The sequence below is a fragment of the Martinezella multihospitum genome (assembly GCF_900094585.1).
GTDB lineage: Bacteria > Pseudomonadota > Alphaproteobacteria > Rhizobiales > Rhizobiaceae > Rhizobium > Rhizobium multihospitium.
This window is the reverse complement of sequence record NZ_FMAG01000008.1, coordinates 306646-329158: the sequence shown is the minus strand read 5'-3', so window position 1 is coordinate 329158 and position 22513 is coordinate 306646. Positions and strand designations below refer to the sequence as shown.

Genomic DNA, 22513 nt, shown 5'->3' with positions numbered 1-22513 from the left:
CTGATCGCGCTTGGCGTTCTTTTCGCGGCTGCGGTCGTAATCGCGGCCTTTGTCTCGGCGCGCGGGATTGCCGCCCCGATCGAACGGCTGCGGGCACGCATGGTATCGCTTGCGGACGGCAAGACCGATGAGCAGATCGCCGGCATTGGCCGCAAGGACGAAGTCGGCCAGATGGCTGCTGCCGTCTCCATCTTCCGCGACCATGCCATCGAGCGGATAAGACTGGAACAGGAGGCGAGCGCCAATCGCAGCCTCTCCGAGAAGGAAAGGCTGGAGCGCGAAGCGCAGAAGGCCAAGGATGCGGCGGACACGCAATTTGCCGTCGATGGCCTGGCAAGCGGTCTGGCCGAGCTTTCGAACGGCAATCTGGTCTATCGCATCGAGCAGCCCTTCGTTGATCACCTCGACCGTCTGAGGGCCGATTTCAATGCCTCGATGGCGAAGCTGGAGGAAACGCTGCGCTCCGTTGGCCAGGGAGGTCAGGCCATTGCCGCCGGCGCCAGCCAGATCCGGTCTGCAGCCGATGATCTTTCCAAGCGCACCGAGCAACAGGCAGCCTCCGTCGAGGAGACGGCGGCCGCACTCGAGGAGATCACCACGACCGTCAAGGATTCCACCCGGCGCGCCGAGGAAGCAAGCTCGCTGGTCGGACGCGCGCGCATCGGCGCCGAAAAATCCGGGGAAGTCATGCAGGAAGCGATTGCCGCCATGGAGGCAATCTCGAAATCCTCGGGCGAAATCAGCAATATCATCGGTGTCATCGACGATATCGCCTTCCAGACGAACCTGCTGGCGCTCAATGCGGGCGTCGAGGCGGCGCGGGCGGGAGAAGCGGGCAAGGGCTTTGCCGTCGTCGCCCAGGAAGTCCGTGAGTTGGCACAGCGCTCCGCCACGGCCGCCAAGGAGATCAAGGCGCTGATTTCCACATCCGGACAGCAGGTCGACAGCGGCGTCGATCTCGTTACCAAGACAGGGCACTCGCTGCAGCAGATCGTCAAGGAGGTCGAAGACATCGACCGCAACGTGCGGGCGATCGTCGAGGCCGCCCGCGAGCAGGCGACCGGCCTGCAGGAGATCAGCACGGCGGTCAACAGCATCGATCAGGGAACACAGCAGAATGCCGCCATGGTCGAGGAATCCACCGCGGCAAGCTACAGCCTTGCCAAGGAGGTGACGGCCCTGAATGAGCTGCTCGGACAATTCGATCTGCAAAGTGGTCGCAGCCATGCGCGGCCAGCTGCCGCGACGGAGCGATCCAGCCCTGCCGCCTCGCCTGCACGGGCGCTGCGATCCAGGATCGCCGGCGCATTCGGTGGTTCCGGTACAGCCGCAGCCGCAGCGGCAGCCGCATCCTGGGAAGAGTTTTGACCTTGCGCGTTTCGGTCAATTCTTGAAAGGTGGTCAGACTTCAAAATCGAAGACCGCCGGAATATGTCATTGCTTCCGGCGGTCATCCTCGCCAAATGCTGTTCGGTCGACCGAGTTCCATTCTTGGACGAGCCGAGAGCTCCGCGCCACACTGCAGGGAGTGACCACGAGAGATGCTAAGTGTTTTCCCGGTGCCGCAAGAGGATAAAAAGGGCGAACGACAAGCGTTTGCAGACGCTCTATGGATCGACCTCCTGAGTCCCACCACTACCGAGCTCAGGCAGGTGGAAGAGGTCGTTGGCGCACCCCTCCCTTCCCTGGGCGCTCTCAGTGAAATCGAAACGTCGAGCCGACTGAGAAACCAGCATGGCGTGCTCTACATGAGTACGCCGTCGGCGGCCCGACATCCGGAGGGAGCCGATACAACCCCTCCCATCGGGTTCGTTTTATCCATGGATCGTCTCGTCACCGTCCGGTTTATGGCATTGCCGGCGGTGGACGCCGTCGCAGCCAGCTTTGCCGCACAGGATGCGCCGAAATCGAGCCTTGAGGTGTTCACCTTGCTCTGTGAGGATATTGTCGACCGCGTCGCCGATGCCCTTGAGCACCTGGCAGGAGAGCTCAATGGCCTTTCAACGGGCGCGTTTCGTGCAGAGGACCCTCGCGGCCATCACGCAGCCCGCGCCAACAAGCTGTTGCGAGCACAATTACGCCAGGTGGGGCGTCTGGGAGATCGTCTCTCGCAGATTCGAGACGGTTTGCAGGGCCTCGGACGCGTTGTGACCTATACAGAACAGCAAGCCAAGGGATGGTCGGAAAATCTTGAGCCGCGTCTGGCAGGACTATGCCGAGATATCCACTCGCTCGTGGATTATGAAGAGCAACTCGCCAATAAGGTACAGTTCGTGCTGGACGCTCTCGTCGGGCTGATCGGCATCGCTCAGAACGACATATTCAAGGTTCTTACCATCGTGTCGATCGCCGGCATTCCCCCGACCCTGGTCGCCGGTATCTACGGCATGAACTTCAAGAACATGCCCGAATATGATTGGGCTTGGGGATATCAATATGGTTGGGCGATCATCATATTGAGCACCGTCATCCCATTGGTTTGGTTCAAGGTGAAGGGCTGGTTCTAACGGAGCGTATGATGAGGGGGCCGAATTACCCTGCGACCCAGGCCCATAATAGGAGCATATCCCCACAAGACCCAGAGCTGCAGATCCCCACCACGCCGGGCGCCTGCGCGTCAGGGCTGCCACGGCACCCAGCGTGATTACAACCTGCAGCATCGCGACCGCGATCGCATGCATGCCAGAAGTCTCCGCAGCAAAACCAGCGCTGAAACAAAAGATCCTATTCTCATGAGGAAACCTAGCTCCAGACCTTTTTCTATTTGTCAGAGGATCTCAAAGAGCTCGTATTTAACGCCGCCGGGAAAGCGGCCGCCCTTTCCAACGCAGACGATCGCATTGATCCACGCGTATGCGGGCGAGGCGGTCTCGAAATACGGCGTCGTTCGTAGATAATATTCCGAAGGGTCGACGGTTTCGCCGCGCCCCAAACGCTCGGAAACGTCTGCCGACGCGTGGCGAACACCACGATAAGTCATGAGAATATGGGCGCCATCGTCAGCCTCGAGCAGAACCCGCACATCCTGCTGAAATGTTCCGTCCTGGCGGGTGACGAGAAGATCCGACCCGATCAGTGGTGAGACCTTGCCCTTGAGACGCGCTCCTTCGAAGTGGCCGCCCGACACGGGAAAAATGCGGCGCGCACCTGCGGGGCATGGCCCGATATCGATCGTAGGATGAAGTTCGAGATAAAGAGCAAACAGAGGACGCGATTGTAGCTCCATGAGGGCCTCCCATTTATGGAGCGCGCGATCGCCTCCATTTCAGGGGTGTATTAACTGCTATAATCTCGGAGCGAAAACGGGCATTACTTACCATTATCACAAGCGAAACTACATATGCGCCCTTCACTGGAATCCCTGAAAGTCCTTGAGATCTGCGTCGCTTCTGGCAGTTTCGCCCGTGCAGCCGAACGTTTGTTTCTGACCCCGGCCGCGGTGAGCCTGCGTATTCGAACCCTTGAGGAGGAACTGGGTGAACCACTCTTCATTCGGCGAGGACCACGTGTCGTGCCCACGCCGAAAGCCGTCCTCCTTGCAAAGGGCGTGCGACGCGGTATGGATGAAATTGACTCCGCCTTGGCAGCTTTTGAGGCGGCATCTCCTCCCCTGCGGGTAACCGCGCCTCCCACGCTTGCGACTCGCTGGCTCGCGCCGCGCCTTTCGAGCTATCAGCGCTGCGAAATCGAACTCGATGTTTCGGCCGATATTCGTGATCAGTCTGACTTCGACGTCGCTATCCGCACCGGAGCCGGCAACTGGCCGGGCCTGGAGGGCTTTCGATTGTTTCCTGTGCAGCTAACACCGCTTCTGGCTCCATCGCTTGCGGCGTTGCTAGAACCTTTAGTACCCGAAACGCTCGCAACCCTGCCGCTGTTGCCACATCCAGACTGGGAAAGATGGTTTCTGAGCGCAACAGGGAGTGTCCCGCCGGGGTTGAACTTCACCCGCGTGGAATATCCAAACCATGACCTGAACGTGAACGCTGCCTGCGCAGGCGAAGGCGTGGCGCTCGTACCGCTCGGTTTCTTCGAACCCCTCGTCAAATCGGGCGCATTGGTGATGCCCTTCGACCAAGTACTTGACGGTCCCGACTGGCACTTCGCGCTTTTCCGCAATGATGATGTCAGGCCGGGGCCTCGAGAATTCTGCGATTGGCTTTATGAGCAGAGTCGCATGACGTCAGTAGCGCTTGAGATACGCACCAAATGAGCCTCCACAGCGGCCGGACCGCCGTTAGAAGTCTGCAGCCTGCTCATGCGGATGTCTCTATCGTCAGCCGCACCACCCAGGACGGCGCGCTCCGCAGCGATCTCTCCGATCGCGATATCGTATTGGCCTTGATCCGCTTTGCGCGACCACTCGCAGCTGGGCTGCCTTCGAGCGAGGAGCGCGCGCTCGCACACAGGCATCTCGACTTTTACATTGATGGACTGCGCGCCGGGCAGCGCCGCCAAACAGTTTTGATGGCATTAGAGATCAGCCCGCCATCTTTGAATGATAGGACGGTTTAATTGCAAGGGGCAGGCACCGATCTCCGCGAATGAACCCGGGCTGAATGGTGCTTTCAGCTTCTGTTCCGAAGGCGGCGTCTAAAAGAAAGACGTTCAACCGCGGTCTTATCCGCCTGAGGAGACACAGTCATGATCCGCACGTCTTTCATTGCAACCGCACTCGTCGCTCTCGTCGGCCTCACCGCCGCAGCCCCTGCCATGGCCAACGATGTACGTATCGAACAATATGGCTGGTCGAACTCTACCGGTGGTGCGCAGGAAGGGTACGGAAACCGCATCAGAACCTACCAGAATGGTGGCTATAACCGGATTGTCGGCCATCAATATGGTCGCCACAACCTTTCGGCTGTCGGTCAGGAAGGCAATGATAACTACGGCGCCACCTATCAGAACGGTGACCGCAACATAGCCGGCATCGGCCAGTTTGGCTCCAACCACACGACCATCCTTACCCAGGACGGCAATGGCAACATCGCAGCTGGCGTCCAGGTCGGCCATGGCTGCAGCGCCAATGTCAGCCAGGGCGGCAACGGCAATGTCGCGGCCTTCGTCCAAGCCTGCCCGTAAGCAGCTGCGCGATGACGTGAAAGAAGTCAGAAACGCAACAGCAGACCATTTGGGGAGATGACCCATGCCAAATAGCGTCAAACATCCACGCCGTCTGATGACGATACTCGCTCTGGTCCTGCTTCCCGTCGGCGCCGTTGCGGCCATGACGACTGCCAACCAATCTGACGAGGCGGAGCTTTGCGAAATCAAAGCAACGCCTGGAGCAGGTATGGTGAGACTGGATGCGCTTGTCCACGCCGACAGCCATGTCGGCGGGACCTACACCTTCCATGTCGAGAAATCGGAAGACGGTGGAAGTTCCACGATCAACCAGAGCGGCGATTTTGATGCCTTAGCGGGGCATGCGGCAATCCTCAGCTCGGTCTCGCTCGGCTCCAAAGGAGCCGCGTACAAGGCAACACTGGATATTGTGATCGGAGATAAGAGTTTCAGCTGCACGAAGCAGGTCGGCGGCAACTAATCGGCCTCTGCACTCTGCAAATCCCTTTAAAAGGGCGCCGGTTTCTGGCGCCCTTTTGCTTTCGATCGGGTTTAGAGCGGTTCAGTTTTTCGCGGAGCCTCTGAACCCCTCTATCTCTTTGGTTTCACGCAATTCCGAACGGAAAGCCGCTACGCACTTTTCCTGGAATTGCTCTAGACGACTGAACGACAACTGAACGGGCAATTCCGACTGGGTTCAGCTTAAAGGTGCGAAAGTTGGTCATCGGCTAAGACAGCCGTCCAATGGAGATCAGGATGACCCGCAACGTGTTTAAGATCCTTACTGTCACTCTTCTTGCCGGGAGCCTGGGGCAAGTCGCTTTGTCCGTGCCAGCCTATGCCGGCGGCCGTATCTCGTTCAACCTTGTGCCTGATAATGCCGAGGATGCGGATCTTTTCTCGACCGGACTGCGCGTCTATTTGCTCTACCGCGGTCTGAAAGACGCCGACATCCGGCAGCTGGGCCGCGGTAATGCAGCTGGCATCGCTCAGGCTGGCCGAGGCAATCTCGGCTTCATCCAGCAGCAGGGCAGCGGTCATTCGGCAACCTTGCGGCAGAACGGCAACAACAATGCCTATGGCATTTTCCAGTATGGCCGAAATACAGAAACCGACGTGGTGCAGGATGGGGATAACGGCAGTGGCGCTACCTTCAGCTATGGCTGGTAAGGCAGGTCACAACAATCCCCGGGAGCGATGTCATATTGTTTGGTCAACGCCTGCACAAGGCGCTTGCCCAGAATTCAGGTAGGAGCCCTCTCCCAGCAAACAATTCCGGCCTTCCGACGACGGATCGACGGGATCTTTACCCTGCGCACCGACTATGATTGCTCTTGAGAGGAAGTGAACTGGAACCCAGCCTCGCATTTGAAGTCCCAATCGTTAAGAGCTGCCAACTGCTATTTCGCGCCAGACAATATCGAACAACGAGCTTAGCCGCTTGATACAGTGAAGCATGACATTTGCAGCCTACGCGGTCTGCTTAGGCCGCCAGCGCAACAAATAAGCTTCAAGCGCATAGGCGAGACGGTTTAAGGTAAAGCCGACGAAGCCGAGCACGAAGACGCCGACCATGACGAGCGCCATGTCGAACCGTTCTCGACCGGCAATGACCAGACCACCGACACCCGGACCGACCGCCAGGAAATATTCCGCCCCGACCGTTGCCAGCCAGGCATAGATCAGGCCCAGATGGACGCCGGTGGCGATCGACGGCATCGCTGAGGGAATATAGATCCGGAGAGCTTTCTGCCTTGCATTGAACCTCAATGCTCTTGCCACTTCCAAAAGATCCGCCGGCGCTTCGCGCATGCCGTCACAGGTATTGAGAACGATCGGAATGAAGGCGGCAAGCGCAACAAAGACGATCTTTGCCTGCTCGCCGAAGCCGAACCAGACCGAGATCAGCGGTATCCAGGCGAGAAGGGAGATCTGCTTTAGGCCATTGAAGGTCGGCATGATCAATCGGTCGGCAATTCGCGACAGGGCAAGCAGGCTCGCGAAAGCGACACCGAGCACGCATCCAATCAGGAATCCGGCAATATTGCGCATCAGGCTGAAGCCGAGTTCGCCGATGAGATCGTTATCGATCAGCTCACGCTTGGCCGTGGCGACGACATCCTCCAGCGACGGCAGGAAACGCGCATCCACCAGACCGGTCCGGCTTGAGACCTCCCACGCGACGAGGAGAAGGATCGGCAACGTTATGCCGCGCCGAAAACGAACGAAACGGCTTGTTTGCGCCATGGTCAGATCTCCTGCCGTTTCCAACGCTGGATCAGGAGCTCGGTCCGATCAAGACCCTTGTCCATGATGAAGCCAACCAGTCCGATCGCGATCATGGCAACGATAACCGTATCGAGCCAGAACATCTGCCGTCCCCAGACCAGCAGATAACCAAGCCCCTCGGAAGAGGCGAGCAGCTCCACACCGACAAGCGAAGTCCATGAATGGGTCAGGCCGTAGCGAATGCCGGTGAATATGGACGGGAGAGCGCCCGGCAGCACGATCAGACGCAAGGTCTGCCAGCGGCTGAATCGTAGCGCCCTGCCAACTTCGAGATATTTCGGCGAGACGCCGCGGATTCCGGCCAGCGTATTCATCGTCATCGGCACGATGGCGCCCTTGGCGATGATGATGATCTTCAAGGTCTCTTCGATACCGACAAGCAGCATCAAAAGCGGAATCCATCCGAGCGTCGGGATTTGGGCGAAGGCGAGGAAGAGCGGCTTGACATAATCCTCGACCCTTTCGGAAAGTCCCATGGCGATGCCGAGCAACAGGCCAAGTCCAGCGCCTATGGTAAAGCCAATGACGACACGGCCGAGGCTGACGCCGGTGTGATAGAGAAGCTCACCACTCAGGATCATGTCGCGGCCGGTCTGGTAGACATAGGCAGGCGGCGGCAGGATCTGTTCGGGCAGCCAGCCTCTGGCGGAAGCCACCCACCAGAGGCCAAACAGGCCAAGCGGAAAGATAAGGCCCGTCGCGAAAACGACGAGGCGCCGCAGCCTTGCCGACGATAGTGGGAGACTGCCGCGACCGACTGCCTCAGCAACAACGCTCATGGAAGCCTCCTTCGCCCATCCGGCCGGCAACGATCAGGAAGAGGCCGGCTTTCCGTCGGCACCATAGGGCTGCCAGAATTTCGTCAGCCCGAACCTTTCCAGCGCATTGTTGAGATATTTCGGCTCGAACCAGCCGTTGAGATCGACGTCGCGGCGGATCAGGCCATATTCCTTGCTCTTGATCGCCTGCTCCTTGTACTGCGAGACGAGGAGATCATCGATCAGCGGCGAGTTGCGGTAGGCCAGCGTATCGTTGCGGAAATATTCCTCCAGGATCGGAACGGGCGTGCCTGACTTATGCCAGAGTTCGAAGAGGGCCGCGCGGTTCTGCTCTTCCGACGACCATTGCGCCGCCTTGACGAAAGCATCGACGACACGCTGCGTGATCTCCGGATGAGCATCGATGAAGGCCTCGCGGCCGATGATGCCGGCATTGCGGCCGAAGCGCGGATCATCACCCTTCGTCGTATAGATGACATCGGCGCTGTCTTTTGCTGCGAGATTGATGAGCTGCGTGTCGCCGAAAGCGGCGTCGATATCCTTGCTGGTCAAAGCCGCGACCGTGCCGGCGGTATCCAGATTGACAACCTGGATGTCACGCTCGGTCAGCCCATGCGCCTGCAAGATCTTGATTGCCGAGAGGTGGCCGTTGGTACCGCGCTGCAGCGCGACCTTGCGACCCTTCAGATCCTCGATCGTCTTGATGCCGGAACCCTTGGCAACGGCGAGATAGAGCGGCTTGCGCGCGCCGCTCGCCAGCAGGAATTTCGTCTTCAGGCCCGTTGCCCGCCCGATCAGCGCTGGAAGATCGCCCTGGTAGGCAAAGTCGAGCTGGTCATTGGCAAAGCCTTCGTTGACGGCCGGGCCAGCGCCCTTGAAGAAGGTCCATTCGATCTTGACGTTCGGATCGTTGGCGAATTCCTTTTCCAGAAATTCGCCGGCGCGTGCCGTCGCTGCCGACGTTCCCTCGGCATAGGGTTTGTTGTCGACACCGATCGCGGCGTAGCCGACGTGAATGACAAGGGGATCCTGCGCCCAGGCAGAGGCGGATAGCAGGGTCAAGGCAACTGCTGCACCGGCGGCCAAACGGGAAATAATGGACAGTTTCATCTGTTGCTCCGTGATTATTCTGCGGCGATGACGGCAGGCCGGGTTTCAACCGCCGAACTTGCGATGCTCGATGGCGGGCGGGGCGTTGACGTCGTGGCGTTGAGGCTCTCAAGAACGCGATTGCGGACTTCGACCAGCCGGGGAGAGGTGCGATCGCGGGGGCGCGGCAAATCCACCGCAACGATGTCGCGGATGCGGCCCGGCCGGGGCGACATGACGACGACCCGGTCGCCGAGATAGACGGCCTCCTCGACATCATGCGTCACCAGAACCATGGTGATGCGCTCCTTCGCCCAGATCGCCTGCAACTCATCCTGCAGTCTTGCCTTGGTGATGGCGTCAAGCGCGCCAAAAGGCTCATCGAGAAAGAGAACATTGGGGCGATTGACCAATCCGCGCGCGATGCCGGCGCGCTGTGCCATCCCGCCGGAAAGCTGGTGCGGGTAGGCTTTCGCGAAACCGGAAAGCCCGACAAGTTCGAGGTGGGATTCGACAAGCCTGTCCTTCTCCGCCTTGGGCAGCTCGGAATTCTCCAGCCCGAGCGCTATATTGCGGGCGACCGTCAACCAGGGGAAAAGTCTTGGCTCCTGAAAGACGATGCCGCGCTCGAGGCTTGGCTCCGTGACGGGCCGCCCGGCGTGGCCGACAAAGCCTGATGTCGGAAGATCAAGGCCGGCACCGAGGCGCAGCAGCGTCGACTTTCCGCAACCGCTTGCGCCGACGATGGTCACGAATTCGCCCTCGGCGATATCAAGGCTGACATCGTCGAGCGCGGTCAATGTCTCGCCATTGACCTTGAACTGGCGGGTGACATGGCCGATCTGGAGATGCAGGGAATTGCCCATGGCTTGTTACTCCGCAGCAACGGCGTGTCGCGCCGGGTGCAGAGGCACCTTCAATCCCAGATTTTCGCGCAGCGTCTTGCCTTCGTAGTCGCTGCGGAAAAGGCCGCGACGACGCAGTTCCGGCAGCACATGCTCGACGAAATCGTAAAGGCCGGTCGGCAGCTGCGGCGGCATGACGTTGAAGCCATCGGCGGCCCCGGTCGTGAACCATTCCTCCATCTGATCGGCGATCTCGATCGGCGTTCCCACGATCTGCCAATGACCGCGCGCGCCAGCAATACGAAGATAAAGCTCCCGGATCGTCAGGTTTTCCCGCCGGGCGAGATCGAGTAGCAATTTCTGACGGCTCTTGCTGCCATTGGTCTCAGGCAGATCCGGAATAGGACCGTCGAGCGGATATTGGGAGAGATCGACTCCGCTTGACATGCCGTTCAGCATCGAGAGGCCGACAACCGGATGGACGAGGTCCTGAAGTTCGGCGAATTTTTGCTGCGCTTCCTCGCGCGTTCTGCCGACGACCGGGAAGATGCCGGGCATGATCTTGAGATCATCCCGATCCCTGCCGTATTTCGCCAGGCGACCCTTGATATCCGCGTAGAAGGTCCGGGCATCGTCGATGGTCTGATGCGCAGTAAAGACGACCTCGGCGGTGCGGGCGGCAAGCTCCCTTCCCGGCTCGGAAGAGCCTGCCTGCACGAGGACGGGTTGGCCCTGCGGCGTACGCGCCACGTTGAGAGGCCCCCGCACCTTGAAGTGCTTACCCCTATGATTGAGAATATGTTGCTTCTCCGGCTCATAAAAGACGCCGCTTTGCTTGTTGCGGGGGAATGCGTCTTCTTCCCAGGTATCCCAAAGGCCGAGTACGACATCGGCAAATTCTTCGGCACGCTCATAGCGCTCCGCATGGGCGTAGTGTTCGTCCCTGCCGAAATTATGCGCTTCGTGATCGCTTGACGATGTCACGAGGTTCCAGCCGGCACGGCCCCCGCTGATGTGATCGAGAGAGGCGAATTTGCGGGCGATGTGATAGGGCTCGTTGAATGAGGTCGAGGCGGTCGCGACGAAGCCAATGTTCTTCGTCACCGCCGCCAATGCCGACAGCAAGGTGATCGGCTCGAACTGCGCGACGTAACGCTGGGCTGTGCGATGCAGCGCCTCCGTATCCGATCCACGCGTCCCGACGCCATCGGCCAAGAAGATCAGATCGAACTTTGCCGCTTCAGCGATTTGCGCCAGCTCGACGTAATGGGCAAAGTTGGAACCGGCATCGGCCTGCGTCTGCGGATGCCGCCAGGCGGCAATGTGGTGACCGGTGGGATAAAGGAAAGCGCCCAGCTTCAATTGCCGTTGTTTGCCCGTCATCGTCTTCTCCGTCGTCGCTGCCGAAAGAAGGCTAAACGTTAAATATTATAATCTATAGAAATTATATTCTATTTACCGCCACCAGTTCGGATTTGTTCGTCACGCGACATGCCAAACCGGCGGAGATCGTTTCGCAGCAATGGGTCGTAACGGCTGGAAATTGCGACCGCCTAAGTTTTTCCGATAAACAGGGGAAAGAATTTCTTCCCACCGGATCAAATAGATATTGCTGGACTTGAGCCTGCAATCACCGAACCCTTCATGTCTCAAAACGGTGATACGCCGTTCAAATTCATGGGCGTGGAGCAGACATGTCTTTCCAATCAGACACATCCGATCCCCTTGTCGCAAAGGCCGTCGAGCTCAGAGAGGCCTTCGACCGGGATGCGGTCGAGCGCGACAAGTTAGGCGGCAGACCGACCGAACAGATCCGCCTGCTGAAGGAGAGCGGATTGCCCTCGGCACAGATCCCGACCCGATATGGCGGTCGTGGCGCTTCCTGGCTCTCCATCCTGCGGGCCGTGCGGGAATTCGCGCGCACCGACGGCTCGCTCGCGCATCTCTTCGGCTACCACCACCTCCCCCTGAACCTCGTGCTCTTTCGAGGGTCAGATGTGCAGAGGGAACGGCTGCTCAGGGCCTCCGCAGCGGGCAATTTCGTCTGGGGCAATTCCGGTAACGCCATGTCGAAGACATCGTCGGGACGACGCATCGACAATGGCTGGCTCATCAACGGCAAGCGCCCGTTTTCCTCCGGCTCGCACATTGCCGACTACATTCAGATCTCCTTCGAAAATGCCGATGGCGAGCGCCTGACGGCTGCCGTGCCGGCCGACCGCCAGGGCATCGTCATCGAAGATGATTGGGATGGCATCGGCCAGCGACAGACCGGCAGCGGCACGGTCAGCTTTCACGACCTCGAGATTGGGGACGACGAACTCATCAGCTCGCCGGCGGTCCCGCTGACCCCCTATACATCGTTGACGTCCCTGCTGCAGCAAAGCGTGCTGCTCAACGTCTTTGTCGGTAGCGCCCAGGGCGCACTGGAAGAAGGCCGAGCGTATACGAGGACATCGTCGCGGCCCTGGATCTATTCCGGTGTCGACAAGCACACCGACGATCCCTGGATCAAGCGGCAATACGGCGACCTCTACATCCGCACGCTGGCTGCCACCGAGCTTGCCGACAAGGCGGCCCGCAGCCTCGACGCTGCCTTCAACCAGGGACCGGGTCTGACGCATGAAGAGCGCGGGGCCGCGGCCATCGATATCGCCGCGGCCAATCTCTATGCCGGTGAGATCGGGCTTGCCGTCTCCAGCGAGATTTTTGAAGTCATGGGGGCTCGATCGGCGACGACGGCGAACGGTTTCGATCGTTTCTGGCGCAACGTGCGAACCCATAGCCTGCACAATCCCGCCGAGTACAAGAAGCGCACGCTCGGCACATGGCTGCTGACGGGCGAATTCCCCGTTCCAGCGATGTACCGCTGAAAGGACATCTCATGGCTAGACGCAAGGATCAGATCAAGCTCGGCGCCTTCCTGCTCTTCACGGGCCATCATATTGCCGCCTGGCGGCATCCGGAGGCATCCGTCGGGATCGAGTTCGAAAACTATCTCGAACTCGCCAAACTAGCCGAGGCCGCCAAGTTCGATACCATCTTCTTTGCCGACGGGGTTGCAGCTCGTTTGAAGGATTTGGATGCGGCAAGCCGGAAGGCGCATAGCGGCATCTATCCGTTCGAGCCGATTACGCTGCTCTCGGCCCTTGCCAGCGTCACCCGCAATATCGGCCTGATCGCCACCGCCTCGACAAGCTTTTCCGACCCCTTCAACCTGGCGCGACAGTTCGGCTCGCTCGACCGATTGAGCGGCGGCCGCGCCGGCTGGAACCTCGTGACATCCTCCGACCCGGACGCCGCCTTCAACTTCGGCCATGATGCACAGGTGCTGCATGCCGACCGCTATGACCGTGCCGAGGAATTTGCCGATGTCGTGCTTGGCCTCTGGGACAGCTGGGACGATGATGCCTTCGTTCGGGATCGCGACAGCGGCCGCTATTTCGATCCGGAGAAGCTGCATCGGCTCGACCACAAGGGACGCCACTTCAAGGTGCGCGGACCACTCAACATTCCGCGATCCCCGCAGGGGCGCCCGGTTATCGTGCAGGCCGGAGCCTCGGAGCCGGGTAAGGAACTGGCCGCACGCACCGCCGAGGCGATTTTTGCCGCACAGATCACCCTCGACGAGGCGAAAGCCTTCTATGCCGACGTCAAGGGTCGGCTCGGCAAATATGGCCGTTCGCCCGACGATTTGAAGATTCTGCCGGGAATCTTTCCTGTCGTCGGGCGAAGCGAGGCGGAAGCCGAAGACAAATTCCAGGCCCTGCAGAACCTCATCCAGCCGGAAGTGGGCCTCAACCTCCTCTCGCAATTGACCGGCGTCGATTTGAGTTCTTATCCGCTTGACGGTCCGGTGCCGCCCGAGCCGCCGGTCACCAACGCCGGCAAGAGCCGTCAGGAACTGGTGCTCGATCTCGCGCGCCGCGAAAACCTGACCATTCGTCAGCTCTATCTGCGCATCGCCGGCGCACGCGGGCATTGGCAGGTCGTGGGGACGCCGGCACAAATCGCCGATGTCATGGAAGAGCGCTTCGAGAACTTTGGCGCCGACGGCTTCAACATCATGGCGCCGATCATGCCCGGCGGTCTTGCCGATTTCATTACGCTCGTCGTGCCGGAACTGCGCCGCCGCGGCCTGTTCCGTAGCGAATATGAAGGCTCGACGCTGCGCGAAAATCTCGGCCTGAGGCGTCCGGCCAATCGTTTTTCCGCAGGCAGTGCGATCGCAGCAGAATAGGAGAAGATCAAATGGCTCGTGACAAATTGTTCCTCATTTCGCCCGGCTTTGCCGATCCGAAACACCCAGGTGTCAGCTTCGTATGCCCCTATTGCAACGCGATCGAGGGACTGCTCGCCTCCTTCCCGGATCTAACTTCTGCAATCGATGTCGAAAGGGTCGCCTTCCTGCGGCCACGGCAAAAGGTGATCGAGGTTGCCGGCGAGGAAAACCAGTCGCTGCCGCTTCTGATCCTTGCGGAAAGCCCGCCTGATGATGCCGGTAACTGGAACGGCACGCGCTTCGTCAATTCGACCGATCGCATTCTTGAGCTGCTTGCCGAACGGCACGGCTTTCCCCGCGTGCATTAGGAACGAGGCCGTCATGACCATAAAACCGGATGGCTTTGAGCCGCCCTACCCCACGCCCTCCCTTTTCGAGGCCGATCGATCAAATCCCTATCTCGCCAAAGCCGCCGAGCTGCGGGATATATTTGCCCTGGATGCCATAGAGAGGGATCAGTCAGGTGGTAGGCCTACCGAGCAGATCAGGCTCCTCAAGGAGAGCGGTCTCGTCAATCTGGTGATCCCGAAAGAGTTCGGCGGCGCCGGCGAACCCTATTCCACCGCCATGCGCATCGTGCGCGAATTCGCCAAGGTGGATGGCTCGCTCGGCCATCTCTATGGCTATCATTTCAGCCCGCTGCAAAATGCGGTCACAACGGCCCATGATGAGCGATCCCGCAACATACTGCGCCGCTCGGCGGCCGGACGCTGGTTCTGGGGCAATACAACGAACAGCTTCTCCAAAAGCCTCTTTGGTCGACAGGAAGGGGAAAGGGTCATCCTCAACGGCGTCAGGCCGTTCGCCTCAGGCTCGCATGTCGCCGATTATCTGATGGTCGCCTGGGAAGACGAGACGACCAACAGGCGGAGCTTCGCCTATATACCGGCCGACCGCAAAGGCATCACCATCACGGACGATTGGGACGGGATCGGCCAACGCCAGACCGGAAGCGGCCGCGTCCTCTACAAGGACGTCGAGATCGAGAAGAGCGAGATCCTGCCTGACAGGCCGCAGGTTCCGATCACCCTGTTGGCTCCCCTGCAGCAGCAGAGCGTCCTTCTCAATGTGTTCGTCGGCTCCGCGCAGGGGGCATTGGCGGCGGCGCGCGACTATACCGTCGCGAAATCGCGGCCATGGATCTATTCCGGCGTCGAACGCCATTCCGACGACCCATGGATCAAGAGGCAATATGGCGAGCTATGGACCAAGGTGCAGGCGGCAACGGCGCTTGCCGATCGGGCGCTTTCGGCCGTTGATGCCGTCTACGCGAAAGGGCCTGATTTGACAGCGGACGAGCGCGGCGAAGCGGCGATCGCCGTTGCTTCCGCCAACGTGCTTGCCGGCCGCGTCGCCCTTGAAGTGACGAGCGAGATCTTCGAGGTCATGGGCGCAAGGTCCGCCGTCAGACCGCTCGGATTCGATCGCTTCTGGCGCAATGTGCGCATCCACACGCTTCACAATCCCGCCGAATACAAGACCCGCAATGTCGGGACATGGTTCCTCAACGGCGAGTTTCCCGAACCGGGGATATTCCAGTGAGCCGGAAACGCGAACTCCATCTCAACATCAACATATTGCACTCCGGATTTTCACCGGCTGCCTGGCGCATGCGGGGAAGCGACCCGCGTGCATCCTTCGATATCAACCACTATATCAATGTCGCCCGTATCGCCGAACGCGGCACCTTCGACGCGGTCTTTCTGGCCGATCAGGCAGCCATTTCCGATCGCGTCGATTTTCGGCCGCTGACGTCTCTCGAGCCGACCATCGTGCTGGCATCGGTTGCGGCCGATACCGAGCATATCGGCCTGATCGCCACCGCGTCGACCACCTATAACGAGCCCTATAATATCGCTCGTCGCTTTGCGACGCTCGATCATGCCAGTGGCGGTCGCGTCGGCTGGAATATCGTCACCAGCGCCGATCTCCCGCAAAGCCGGAATTTCGGGCGGGAAAAACCGGTCGCGCATCAAAACCGCTATGAGCGCGCGGCAGAGTTCACATCTGTCGTAAAGGCGCTGTGGGACAGCTGGGAAGAAGACGCCTTCATCGGCGATGTCGAAAGCGGGCGGTTCGTCGACACGAGCAAGGTCCATGCGATTGCCCATCACGGCAAGCACTTTTCCGTGCATGGGCCTCACAATGTCCCGCGCCCGCCGCAGGGACATCCCGTCATCGTGCAGGCCGGCGGCTCGGATGATGGGCGCGAGCTTGCTGCCCAGCACGCCGAGGCGGTGTTCTCGGCCTCGCAATCCCTTGAGGAGTCTCTCGACTATGCGCGCGACCTGCGAACAAGGGCTGCTCGCTATGGCCGGGCGCCCGATCGCCTGCTGGTGCTCGCCGGCCTTGCCACCATCATCGGCAGCACCGAGGCGGAAGCCAGGCAACGACAGGAGGAGCTGCGCGAGCTCATTCCGCTGGAATACAGCCTCGCACGCCTATCGGGCGTCTTGCAGGTCGATCCGAACAGGCTGAAGCTCGACGAACCCCTGCCGGATGATATTCCCCTGCCGGCCGACGGCGGCCACACCTTCTTCAAAGCGACACTGGCCCTGGCCCATCGCGAGAAACTGACCGTGCGCAGCCTTATCCGCGCATTGAATGGCGGCACCGGGCACCGCACCATCGTCGGCACCCCCAGCGCCATTGCCGACGACATAGAGACATGGTTTGCCGCCGGCGCCGCGGATGGCTTCAACCTGATGCCGGACGTGCTGCCGCATGGCCTGGAGGTGTTCGTGGACGAAGTCGTTCCCATCCTGCGCCGCCGCGGCATGTTCCGAAAAGAATATGCGGGCCATACCCTGCGGGACCATCTCGGCCTTTCCCGGCCGGCGAACCCCTATGCCATTGCCGCCGAATGAAGGAGAAACAACATGACGTCAGCCACGACCGCAAGGCTTCCAGAGGGGGACAGGCTCGCCGCTCTCGTCGGCGAGCGCTATCGTAACAGCCACCATATCGGCGCCGACTGGAACGAGACGATCGAGACGCTGCTCTCCCATCGCAGCGTACGCGACTACCTGCCAAAGCCGGTTCCGGACGATATTCTCCATCTCGCGATTGCCGCAGCGCAATCGGCACCGAGTTCGTCCAATCTGCAGGCCTGGAGCGTCATTGCCGTCCGGGACGAGGCGCGCAAGGAAAAGCTGAACGCCGTCGCCAGAACACAGAGGCAGATCACGCAGGCGCCGTTGCTGCTGATCTGGCTTGCGGATCTTTCAAGGCCACGCCGTATTGCGGCGGACCAGAACTCTGCCGCCGATGGCCTGGATTATGTCGAAAGCTTCCTGCTCGGCGTCATCGATGCTGCCTTGGCCGCACAGAATGCCGTCGTCTCGCTGGAATCGCAGGGCCTCGGCACCTGCTATATCGGCGCCATCCGCAACGACCCGGAAAGGGTGGCGCGCGAGCTGGAGTTGCCAGAAGGCGTGTTTCCGGTCTTCGGTCTGACGGTCGGCTATCCCGACCCGGCCACACCGGCCGCCGTCAAGCCGCGGCTGCCGCAGACGAGCGTGCTTCATGACGAACGCTACGATCATCGCCGGCGGTCGGACGACCTGCGGCATTACAATACGGTCCTACAGGACTTTCAGGTCGAGCAGCGCATGCCGCGCATCGACTGGACGGTGCAGGTGAAGAACAGGATAGGCACGGTCGAAGCCTTGAAGGGGCGGCACCTTCTCGGCGTGGCCGCCCGCCGCCTCGGCTTCAGGCTGAAGTGATCGGCTGGCTATTCAGCGGCGGCGATATCGAGCCTGCGCAACGTGTTCCGCGACAGGATATCGCCGATCGTCCGCAGGGTCTTGACCTCCGCCTGAAGCCAGTTGCGGAACAACTCGACGCGTGTGAGACGCTCCTTGGCGGGCGTCGTGACGAAGAAATAGGAAAAGTTCACGGCTTGCGAGCCGCCGAACGGTGTGACAAGACGCCCGACCTTCAGTTCGGCCTCCGCCAGCCGGATTTTCCCGAGACCAAGTCCCTGCCCTGCCAGTGCGGCATCGATGACGAGCGATGACTGACTGAGGCGGAAGCCGCCCTGCGGCAAACGCAGGGACAGCCCTTCGGCGCGCAGCCAGCCATTCCAATCCGGGCAGGAATGGTCGTGCTCCGCGCCATCCTCGTGCAGCAGCGGCACCCCTTCGATCGCCTGCGGACCGTTCCACAGCCAATGCCGCTCGGCGAATTCCGGGCTGCAGATCGGCACGACAGCCTCGGAGAACAGATGGTCGACGACAAGGCCGGGATAGACACCGCTGCCGTAACGGATGGCGCAATCGGTATCGCCGGTATTCAGATCGGTCAAATGCGTCGAGGCGTCGACCAGAATCTGCAAGCCGGGCGCCGCCTCTCTCAGACCTTCCAGTCTCGGGATCAGCCATTTGCTGGCAAAGGACGGAGCAACCGACACGCGGATCGGCAGATCGTGATCGCTGGCCGTGAATTGCGTCATCGTTGCCAGAACCACATCGAATGCGTTTGTCAGCCCGGGTACGAGCGCAAGGCCGGCTGCCGTCAACTGCAGCTGACCACGAACCCTGTGAAACAGCGACTGCCCCAGATAGTCCTCCAGAAGCCGGATCTGTTGACCGACGGCCGCCGAGGTCACGTGCAATTCCTCCGCAGCACCGAGGAAACTTAAATGCCGGGCAGTCGCGACGAAGGCACGCAGCGAGGTCAATGGCGGTAGTCGCGCCAAGGTCGGCTGGATGGATTTTCTCCGGGTGTCGGCAATCGTGTTCATGATCCGATTGCAGCACGATCGACCATCTCAAGACGAGCACGCGCTTTGCGTTTACCGGCAAGCGGATGGACATTTTCTTCCATGCCTGGGCGGCATGGGGGAAGCAAAAACTAAAAATGCAAAATAGTCTATATTTTTAATAGACAAAAGATTTGACCTGCTCGTTTCGGGCGGATCTGGCGAAGCTTTTCTTTCTCGGGCGATGAGAAAAACATTCTTCCGTTTTGCCGGCCCTGCCGCCGAAGATGCGCCGATCGCGGACATCTCCGCCAGCGGTTCACAGAAGAACCGATCCGTTCAGCCGGCAAGGAAAACGAATGACCATCAACCGCCGCCGTTTCAATCAACTGCTTCTGCTCTCGACCGCAGCAACCCTTCTGCCAAGCTTTGCGACGCGCGCAGCCGACACACCGCCGCGCGGCGGCACGCTTAATTTCATCGTCGAGCCCGAACCGCCGACGATCCTGGCACTCGCCCATACCGCAGGCGGCACGCAGAAGATCAGCCCGAAGATCACCGAGGGTCTGCTCAGCTATGATTTCGGTCTGGTGCCGAAGCCGCAGCTTGCGACCGAATGGTCAGTGGCCTCAGATGGTCTCACCTATAGGTTCAAGCTCAGAGCCAACGTCAAATGGCACGACGGCAAGCCGTTCACCTCGGCAGACGTCGCCTATTCGATCGAACTCCTGAAACAGGTTCATCCGCGCGGGCGCGGCACGTTTGCCAATGTCATCGCGGTCGACACGCCAGACCCGCTGACCGCGATATTCCGGCTCTCCAAGCCAGCGCCTTACCTCCTGAAAGCGCTCTATGCGGCCGAATCCCCGATCGTGCCGAAACACGTCTATGAGGGCGTCAAGATCGCCGATGTTCCGACCAATCCGAACGGAAGCGCCCCGATCGGTACAGGACCGTTCGTCTTTCGGGAGTGGGTGCGCGGCTCGCACATCATCCTGGAGCGCAATCCCGACTACTGGGACGCCGGCAAACCCTATCTCGACCAGGTTGTCGTTCGCTTCGTACCCGATGGTGCCGCCCGCGCTGCCGGCTTCGAGACTGGAGAATTCGACCTTGGTGGCGACAATCCCATCCCGCTCGCCGATCTCGAGCGCATCAAGGCCCTGCCGAATATCGGTATTGATTCCCGCGGCTACGAGACGAAGGGCGACCAGACGCAGCTCATCCTCAACCTCGACAACGAGTATCTGAAGGATGTCCGTGTCCGACGCGCGATCGCCCATGCGATCGACCTCAACGTCATCCTCAATACCGTCTGGTATGGCTACGGACACGTCTCGCCGACACCGGTCAGCACCTTCCTGCCAAACTATCTGGATACGTCGATCAAGCCTTACGCCTTCGATCTTAAGGCAGCCGAGCAGCTGCTTGACGAAGCTGGCTACAAGCGAAGCGGCGGCGGCACCCGGTTTACGCTTCGCCTGACGCACAATTCCTATAATGAAGGTTTCAAGCGCGTCGCCGAATATCTCAAGCAGAATCTGGCCCGCATCGGTATCGATGCGCGGATCGATTCTTACGACTTCTCCACCTACATCCAGAAGGTCTATACGGAGCGCGCCTTCGACCTGACGGCGGAATATCTCGGCAACCAGTTTGATCCGACGCTCGGCGTACAGCGCATCTACTGGTCGAAGAACTTCAAGCTCGGATTGCCCTTCTCCAATGCCAGCCACTATCAGAACCCGAAGGTCGACCGGCTGCTGGAAGCGGCCTCGATCGAAGTCGACGAGGCAAAGCGCAAACAGGAATTCAACGACTTCCAGAAGATCATCGCCGACGAACTTCCCGTCATCAATCTGATCTCGCTCGAAAACGTCACCGTCTTCAACAAGCGCGTCAAAAACCACACGATCGGCGCCGAGGGCGTGCAATCGAATTTCGCCGACGTCTACATCAAGGAGGGACAAGGCTGAGGCTAAAAAGCAGCGCATTCTGCTTGAGGGGACGATGCGGCGCCCCCTTCATTTATGCTGGCTTACGAGGCGGCAAGAACAAGAGGGGTCAGTTTGCGCAGGATGCGATCGGCCAGAGCAATCGCCTGCACCCGTTGCTCCGAGATCGAGCTTGACTCCCAGGCAACGCCGCGCAGCGGATGACCGATGGCGCTGATGTTGCGATGAACGCGTCCCTCTTCCGAAATGACATCCCCTTGCTCCGTGGCATCGATGCCGAAGCCGGTGCTGTGCGGGCGAACCTCGCCGCTCTCGACGAGGTTCCTGACGAAGGGATCCGAAATGCGTTGCCAGTCATGCAACTGATGGCCGCGACAATCGATAACGCCGCCAAAAGAAAAAGTCTCGGTGCCGGCACGGGTTTTCAACGTTGCCGCGATCCGACGGCCGGAGGGCTTCATGGCCAGCAGTCGGGCTCGATGATGCCGCAGCCGGTCCTCGGCAATCGCGTTGGAGACGGCGCGATAGCTGTCTGGCGCGGCACGATGGGCCGTCACATCCCAGAACGCCCGCAAATGGCGGGCAAACCGCAATCTCTCCGCATCATCAGCCTTTTGCCACAAAGACAGGATGTAGGGTCGGATGGCAAGCGGCAGCGCCTGCCAATCCTTGGCCTCAGCCGCCAATGCGCGACGCTCGGCCTTGACGGTGGATAGCAAGGACCGCGCAGTGGTCGGTAGCGGGCTTTCAGCGAGGAAATCACGTTCCAGTACGGCATTTCGCCGATCCTCGATGAATTGGCCACGTCTGGATATGACCTGATATCGGCCCTGGAAGCCCCGTGCCTCCATGCTCGCGACCGCATCGACCATCGAGAGGCTCGAGCCGATGAGCAGGATCTCGTCTGCTTCCACCAGGCGGTCAAGGGCGGCGGCATCCCATGGAGACGCGGCAAATGCCGGATGACGAGTGACGGTTGCTTCCGGCCGGGCAAGAGCGGGCTGGAAGACGCCGAGGGCCAGAACCACCTCGTCCGCTTCGATAGTCTCGCCTTCACTCGTGGTGATCCGCACTTTGTGCGGAGCGGAAACCAGATTGCTCGCCGCAGCCCTGACATGACGGAATGTCGATCCGGCGCGTGCCGTCGATATCGCGCGGCGCAGCTCGTCGCGAACATAGGTTCCATAAAGGTAACGCGGCGGGAAGCTGCCGGCGATATCGACAGGCGGTGTCCAGCCGTAACGCGACGCGTTCTCGGCAAGCCAATGAACCAGATGGTCGGGCGTCTCCGGATGAACCGAAAACGTACCGGCGGGGCCATTGACGAGATGCACGGCCTCGGTGGTGCTATAGGCAACCCCGCGCCCAAGCTCCTCGCGGGGCTCCAATATCGTGATCGCAAGCGGCACTTCCGTCTTGTCGAGCAGCTTGATCGCCGTCAGAGCACCGGCAAAGCCGCCGCCGATGATGACGATGGAATGATGGGAATGTGGATCTATGTGCAT

The 22513-nt window shown here is 60.2% G+C and carries 21 protein-coding genes; 13 read left to right on the top strand and 8 right to left on the bottom strand.

Translation table 11 applies throughout. From position 1 onward, the window contains the following. Both GA0061103_RS28175 and GA0061103_RS28170 read left to right on the top strand, forming a co-directional pair. On the top strand, positions 1 to 1368 hold a 1368-nt coding region (locus tag GA0061103_RS28175; RefSeq protein ID WP_092717090.1), incomplete at its 5' end, for a methyl-accepting chemotaxis protein. Positions 1369 to 1541: 173 nt separating this feature from the next. Next, positions 1542 to 2507, top strand: a complete 966-nt coding sequence (locus tag GA0061103_RS28170) for a magnesium transporter CorA family protein (protein WP_092717087.1) — start codon at positions 1542 to 1544, stop codon at positions 2505 to 2507. Positions 2508 to 2767: 260 nt separating this feature from the next. Here the strand turns inward: GA0061103_RS28170 and GA0061103_RS28165 are convergent, their stop codons facing one another. Then, positions 2768 to 3226 carry a DUF3237 domain-containing protein gene (locus tag GA0061103_RS28165; RefSeq protein ID WP_092717085.1) on the bottom strand — a complete coding sequence of 153 codons (459 nt, stop codon included), beginning with the start codon at positions 3224 to 3226 and terminating at the stop codon, positions 2768 to 2770. A 114-nt stretch (positions 3227 to 3340) separates the two neighbouring features. Here GA0061103_RS28165 and GA0061103_RS28160 point away from each other — a divergent pair, with 114 nt between their 5' ends. From GA0061103_RS28160 to GA0061103_RS28140, 4 genes are all read left to right on the top strand, one after another. Further along, positions 3341 to 4213 (top strand): LysR substrate-binding domain-containing protein, encoded by an 873-nt coding sequence (locus tag GA0061103_RS28160; protein WP_092717082.1) that lies wholly within the window; start codon positions 3341 to 3343, stop codon positions 4211 to 4213. Between the two features lie 431 nt (positions 4214 to 4644). After that, entirely contained in the window at positions 4645 to 5082 is a 438-nt protein-coding gene (locus GA0061103_RS28150; protein WP_092717076.1) for a curlin, read from the top strand. 64 nt (positions 5083 to 5146) lie between these two features. Next, positions 5147 to 5545, top strand: coding sequence for a curli-like amyloid fiber formation chaperone CsgH (gene csgH, locus GA0061103_RS28145; RefSeq protein WP_092717073.1), 399 nt, complete (start codon positions 5147 to 5149; stop codon positions 5543 to 5545). A gap of 275 nt (positions 5546 to 5820) precedes the next feature. Continuing rightward, complete coding sequence (locus GA0061103_RS28140; RefSeq protein ID WP_092717070.1) at positions 5821 to 6234, top strand: curlin; 414 nt, start codon at positions 5821 to 5823, stop codon at positions 6232 to 6234. A gap of 300 nt (positions 6235 to 6534) precedes the next feature. Here the strand turns inward: GA0061103_RS28140 and GA0061103_RS28135 are convergent, their stop codons facing one another. Genes GA0061103_RS28135 through GA0061103_RS28115 form a run of 5 tightly spaced genes read right to left on the bottom strand, consistent with a single transcriptional unit; the run spans position 6535 to position 11449 of the window. Beyond that, positions 6535 to 7311: an ABC transporter permease gene (locus GA0061103_RS28135; protein ID WP_092717067.1), complete on the bottom strand. Its 777-nt coding sequence runs from the start codon at positions 7309 to 7311 to the stop codon at positions 6535 to 6537. Positions 7312 to 7313: 2 nt separating this feature from the next. Then, entirely contained in the window at positions 7314 to 8132 is an 819-nt protein-coding gene (locus tag GA0061103_RS28130; protein ID WP_092717064.1) for an ABC transporter permease, read from the bottom strand. A gap of 33 nt (positions 8133 to 8165) precedes the next feature. After that, positions 8166 to 9242 (bottom strand): ABC transporter substrate-binding protein, encoded by a 1077-nt coding sequence (locus tag GA0061103_RS28125; RefSeq protein ID WP_092717061.1) that lies wholly within the window; start codon positions 9240 to 9242, stop codon positions 8166 to 8168. 14 nt (positions 9243 to 9256) lie between these two features. Then, complete coding sequence (locus GA0061103_RS28120; RefSeq protein ID WP_092717058.1) at positions 9257 to 10087, bottom strand: ABC transporter ATP-binding protein; 831 nt, start codon at positions 10085 to 10087, stop codon at positions 9257 to 9259. 6 nt (positions 10088 to 10093) lie between these two features. Then, a complete protein-coding gene (locus GA0061103_RS28115) occupies positions 10094 to 11449 on the bottom strand; it encodes an LLM class flavin-dependent oxidoreductase (protein ID WP_092717055.1) in 1356 nt (451 codons plus the stop codon). 311 nt (positions 11450 to 11760) lie between these two features. Between GA0061103_RS28115 and GA0061103_RS28110 the strand changes: the two genes are divergently transcribed. The 6 genes from GA0061103_RS28110 to GA0061103_RS28085 are packed head-to-tail and all read left to right on the top strand — an operon-like array spanning position 11761 to position 18076. Beyond that, a complete protein-coding gene (locus GA0061103_RS28110) occupies positions 11761 to 12939 on the top strand; it encodes an acyl-CoA dehydrogenase family protein (RefSeq protein ID WP_092717052.1) in 1179 nt (392 codons plus the stop codon). 11 nt (positions 12940 to 12950) lie between these two features. Further along, entirely contained in the window at positions 12951 to 14306 is a 1356-nt protein-coding gene (locus GA0061103_RS28105) for an LLM class flavin-dependent oxidoreductase (protein WP_092717050.1), read from the top strand. Positions 14307 to 14317: 11 nt separating this feature from the next. Then, positions 14318 to 14656 carry a DUF3088 domain-containing protein gene (locus GA0061103_RS28100; protein WP_092717047.1) on the top strand — a complete coding sequence of 113 codons (339 nt, stop codon included), beginning with the start codon at positions 14318 to 14320 and terminating at the stop codon, positions 14654 to 14656. 13 nt (positions 14657 to 14669) lie between these two features. After that, entirely contained in the window at positions 14670 to 15890 is a 1221-nt protein-coding gene (locus GA0061103_RS28095) for an acyl-CoA dehydrogenase family protein (protein WP_092717044.1), read from the top strand. Further along, positions 15887 to 17215, top strand: coding sequence for an LLM class flavin-dependent oxidoreductase (locus GA0061103_RS28090; RefSeq protein ID WP_245304887.1), 1329 nt, complete (start codon positions 15887 to 15889; stop codon positions 17213 to 17215). The genes GA0061103_RS28095 and GA0061103_RS28090 overlap by 4 nt, the downstream gene beginning before the upstream one ends. A 12-nt stretch (positions 17216 to 17227) precedes the next feature. Next, positions 17228 to 18076: an NADPH-dependent oxidoreductase gene (locus GA0061103_RS28085; RefSeq protein ID WP_092717038.1), complete on the top strand. Its 849-nt coding sequence runs from the start codon at positions 17228 to 17230 to the stop codon at positions 18074 to 18076. A gap of 8 nt (positions 18077 to 18084) precedes the next feature. On the opposite strand, the gene GA0061103_RS28080 is transcribed toward GA0061103_RS28085, so the two are convergent. Continuing rightward, complete coding sequence (locus tag GA0061103_RS28080) at positions 18085 to 19095, bottom strand: LysR substrate-binding domain-containing protein (protein ID WP_092717035.1); 1011 nt, start codon at positions 19093 to 19095, stop codon at positions 18085 to 18087. A gap of 317 nt (positions 19096 to 19412) precedes the next feature. On the opposite strand from GA0061103_RS28080, the gene GA0061103_RS28075 reads away from it, so the two are divergent. Continuing rightward, positions 19413 to 21029 carry an ABC transporter substrate-binding protein gene (locus GA0061103_RS28075; protein WP_092717032.1) on the top strand — a complete coding sequence of 539 codons (1617 nt, stop codon included), beginning with the start codon at positions 19413 to 19415 and terminating at the stop codon, positions 21027 to 21029. A 62-nt stretch (positions 21030 to 21091) separates the two neighbouring features. Here the strand turns inward: GA0061103_RS28075 and GA0061103_RS28070 are convergent, their stop codons facing one another. After that, on the bottom strand, positions 21092 to 22513 hold the full coding sequence (locus tag GA0061103_RS28070) for an FAD/NAD(P)-binding protein (protein ID WP_092717029.1): 1422 nt from the start codon (positions 22511 to 22513) through the stop codon (positions 21092 to 21094).

What these genes read in the sequence shown, in the direction of transcription:
- GA0061103_RS28170 (WP_092717087.1), top strand. Translation starts at nt 1,542, where the DNA reads ATGCTAAGTGTTTTCCCGGTGCCGCAAGAGGATAAAAAGGGCGAACGA.
- GA0061103_RS28165 (WP_092717085.1), bottom strand. Translation starts at nt 3,226, where the DNA reads ATGGAGCTACAATCGCGTCCTCTGTTTGCTCTTTATCTCGAACTTCAT.
- GA0061103_RS28160 (WP_092717082.1), top strand. Translation starts at nt 3,341, where the DNA reads ATGCGCCCTTCACTGGAATCCCTGAAAGTCCTTGAGATCTGCGTCGCT.
- GA0061103_RS28150 (WP_092717076.1), top strand. Translation starts at nt 4,645, where the DNA reads ATGATCCGCACGTCTTTCATTGCAACCGCACTCGTCGCTCTCGTCGGC.
- csgH (WP_092717073.1), top strand. Translation starts at nt 5,147, where the DNA reads ATGCCAAATAGCGTCAAACATCCACGCCGTCTGATGACGATACTCGCT.
- GA0061103_RS28140 (WP_092717070.1), top strand. Translation starts at nt 5,821, where the DNA reads ATGACCCGCAACGTGTTTAAGATCCTTACTGTCACTCTTCTTGCCGGG.
- GA0061103_RS28135 (WP_092717067.1), bottom strand. Translation starts at nt 7,311, where the DNA reads ATGGCGCAAACAAGCCGTTTCGTTCGTTTTCGGCGCGGCATAACGTTG.
- GA0061103_RS28130 (WP_092717064.1), bottom strand. Translation starts at nt 8,132, where the DNA reads ATGAGCGTTGTTGCTGAGGCAGTCGGTCGCGGCAGTCTCCCACTATCG.
- GA0061103_RS28125 (WP_092717061.1), bottom strand. Translation starts at nt 9,242, where the DNA reads ATGAAACTGTCCATTATTTCCCGTTTGGCCGCCGGTGCAGCAGTTGCC.
- GA0061103_RS28120 (WP_092717058.1), bottom strand. Translation starts at nt 10,087, where the DNA reads ATGGGCAATTCCCTGCATCTCCAGATCGGCCATGTCACCCGCCAGTTC.
- GA0061103_RS28115 (WP_092717055.1), bottom strand. Translation starts at nt 11,449, where the DNA reads ATGACGGGCAAACAACGGCAATTGAAGCTGGGCGCTTTCCTTTATCCC.
- GA0061103_RS28110 (WP_092717052.1), top strand. Translation starts at nt 11,761, where the DNA reads ATGTCTTTCCAATCAGACACATCCGATCCCCTTGTCGCAAAGGCCGTC.
- GA0061103_RS28105 (WP_092717050.1), top strand. Translation starts at nt 12,951, where the DNA reads ATGGCTAGACGCAAGGATCAGATCAAGCTCGGCGCCTTCCTGCTCTTC.
- GA0061103_RS28100 (WP_092717047.1), top strand. Translation starts at nt 14,318, where the DNA reads ATGGCTCGTGACAAATTGTTCCTCATTTCGCCCGGCTTTGCCGATCCG.
- GA0061103_RS28095 (WP_092717044.1), top strand. Translation starts at nt 14,670, where the DNA reads ATGACCATAAAACCGGATGGCTTTGAGCCGCCCTACCCCACGCCCTCC.
- GA0061103_RS28085 (WP_092717038.1), top strand. Translation starts at nt 17,228, where the DNA reads ATGACGTCAGCCACGACCGCAAGGCTTCCAGAGGGGGACAGGCTCGCC.
- GA0061103_RS28080 (WP_092717035.1), bottom strand. Translation starts at nt 19,095, where the DNA reads ATGAACACGATTGCCGACACCCGGAGAAAATCCATCCAGCCGACCTTG.
- GA0061103_RS28075 (WP_092717032.1), top strand. Translation starts at nt 19,413, where the DNA reads ATGACCATCAACCGCCGCCGTTTCAATCAACTGCTTCTGCTCTCGACC.
- GA0061103_RS28070 (WP_092717029.1), bottom strand. Translation starts at nt 22,513, where the DNA reads ATGCACATAGATCCACATTCCCATCATTCCATCGTCATCATCGGCGGC.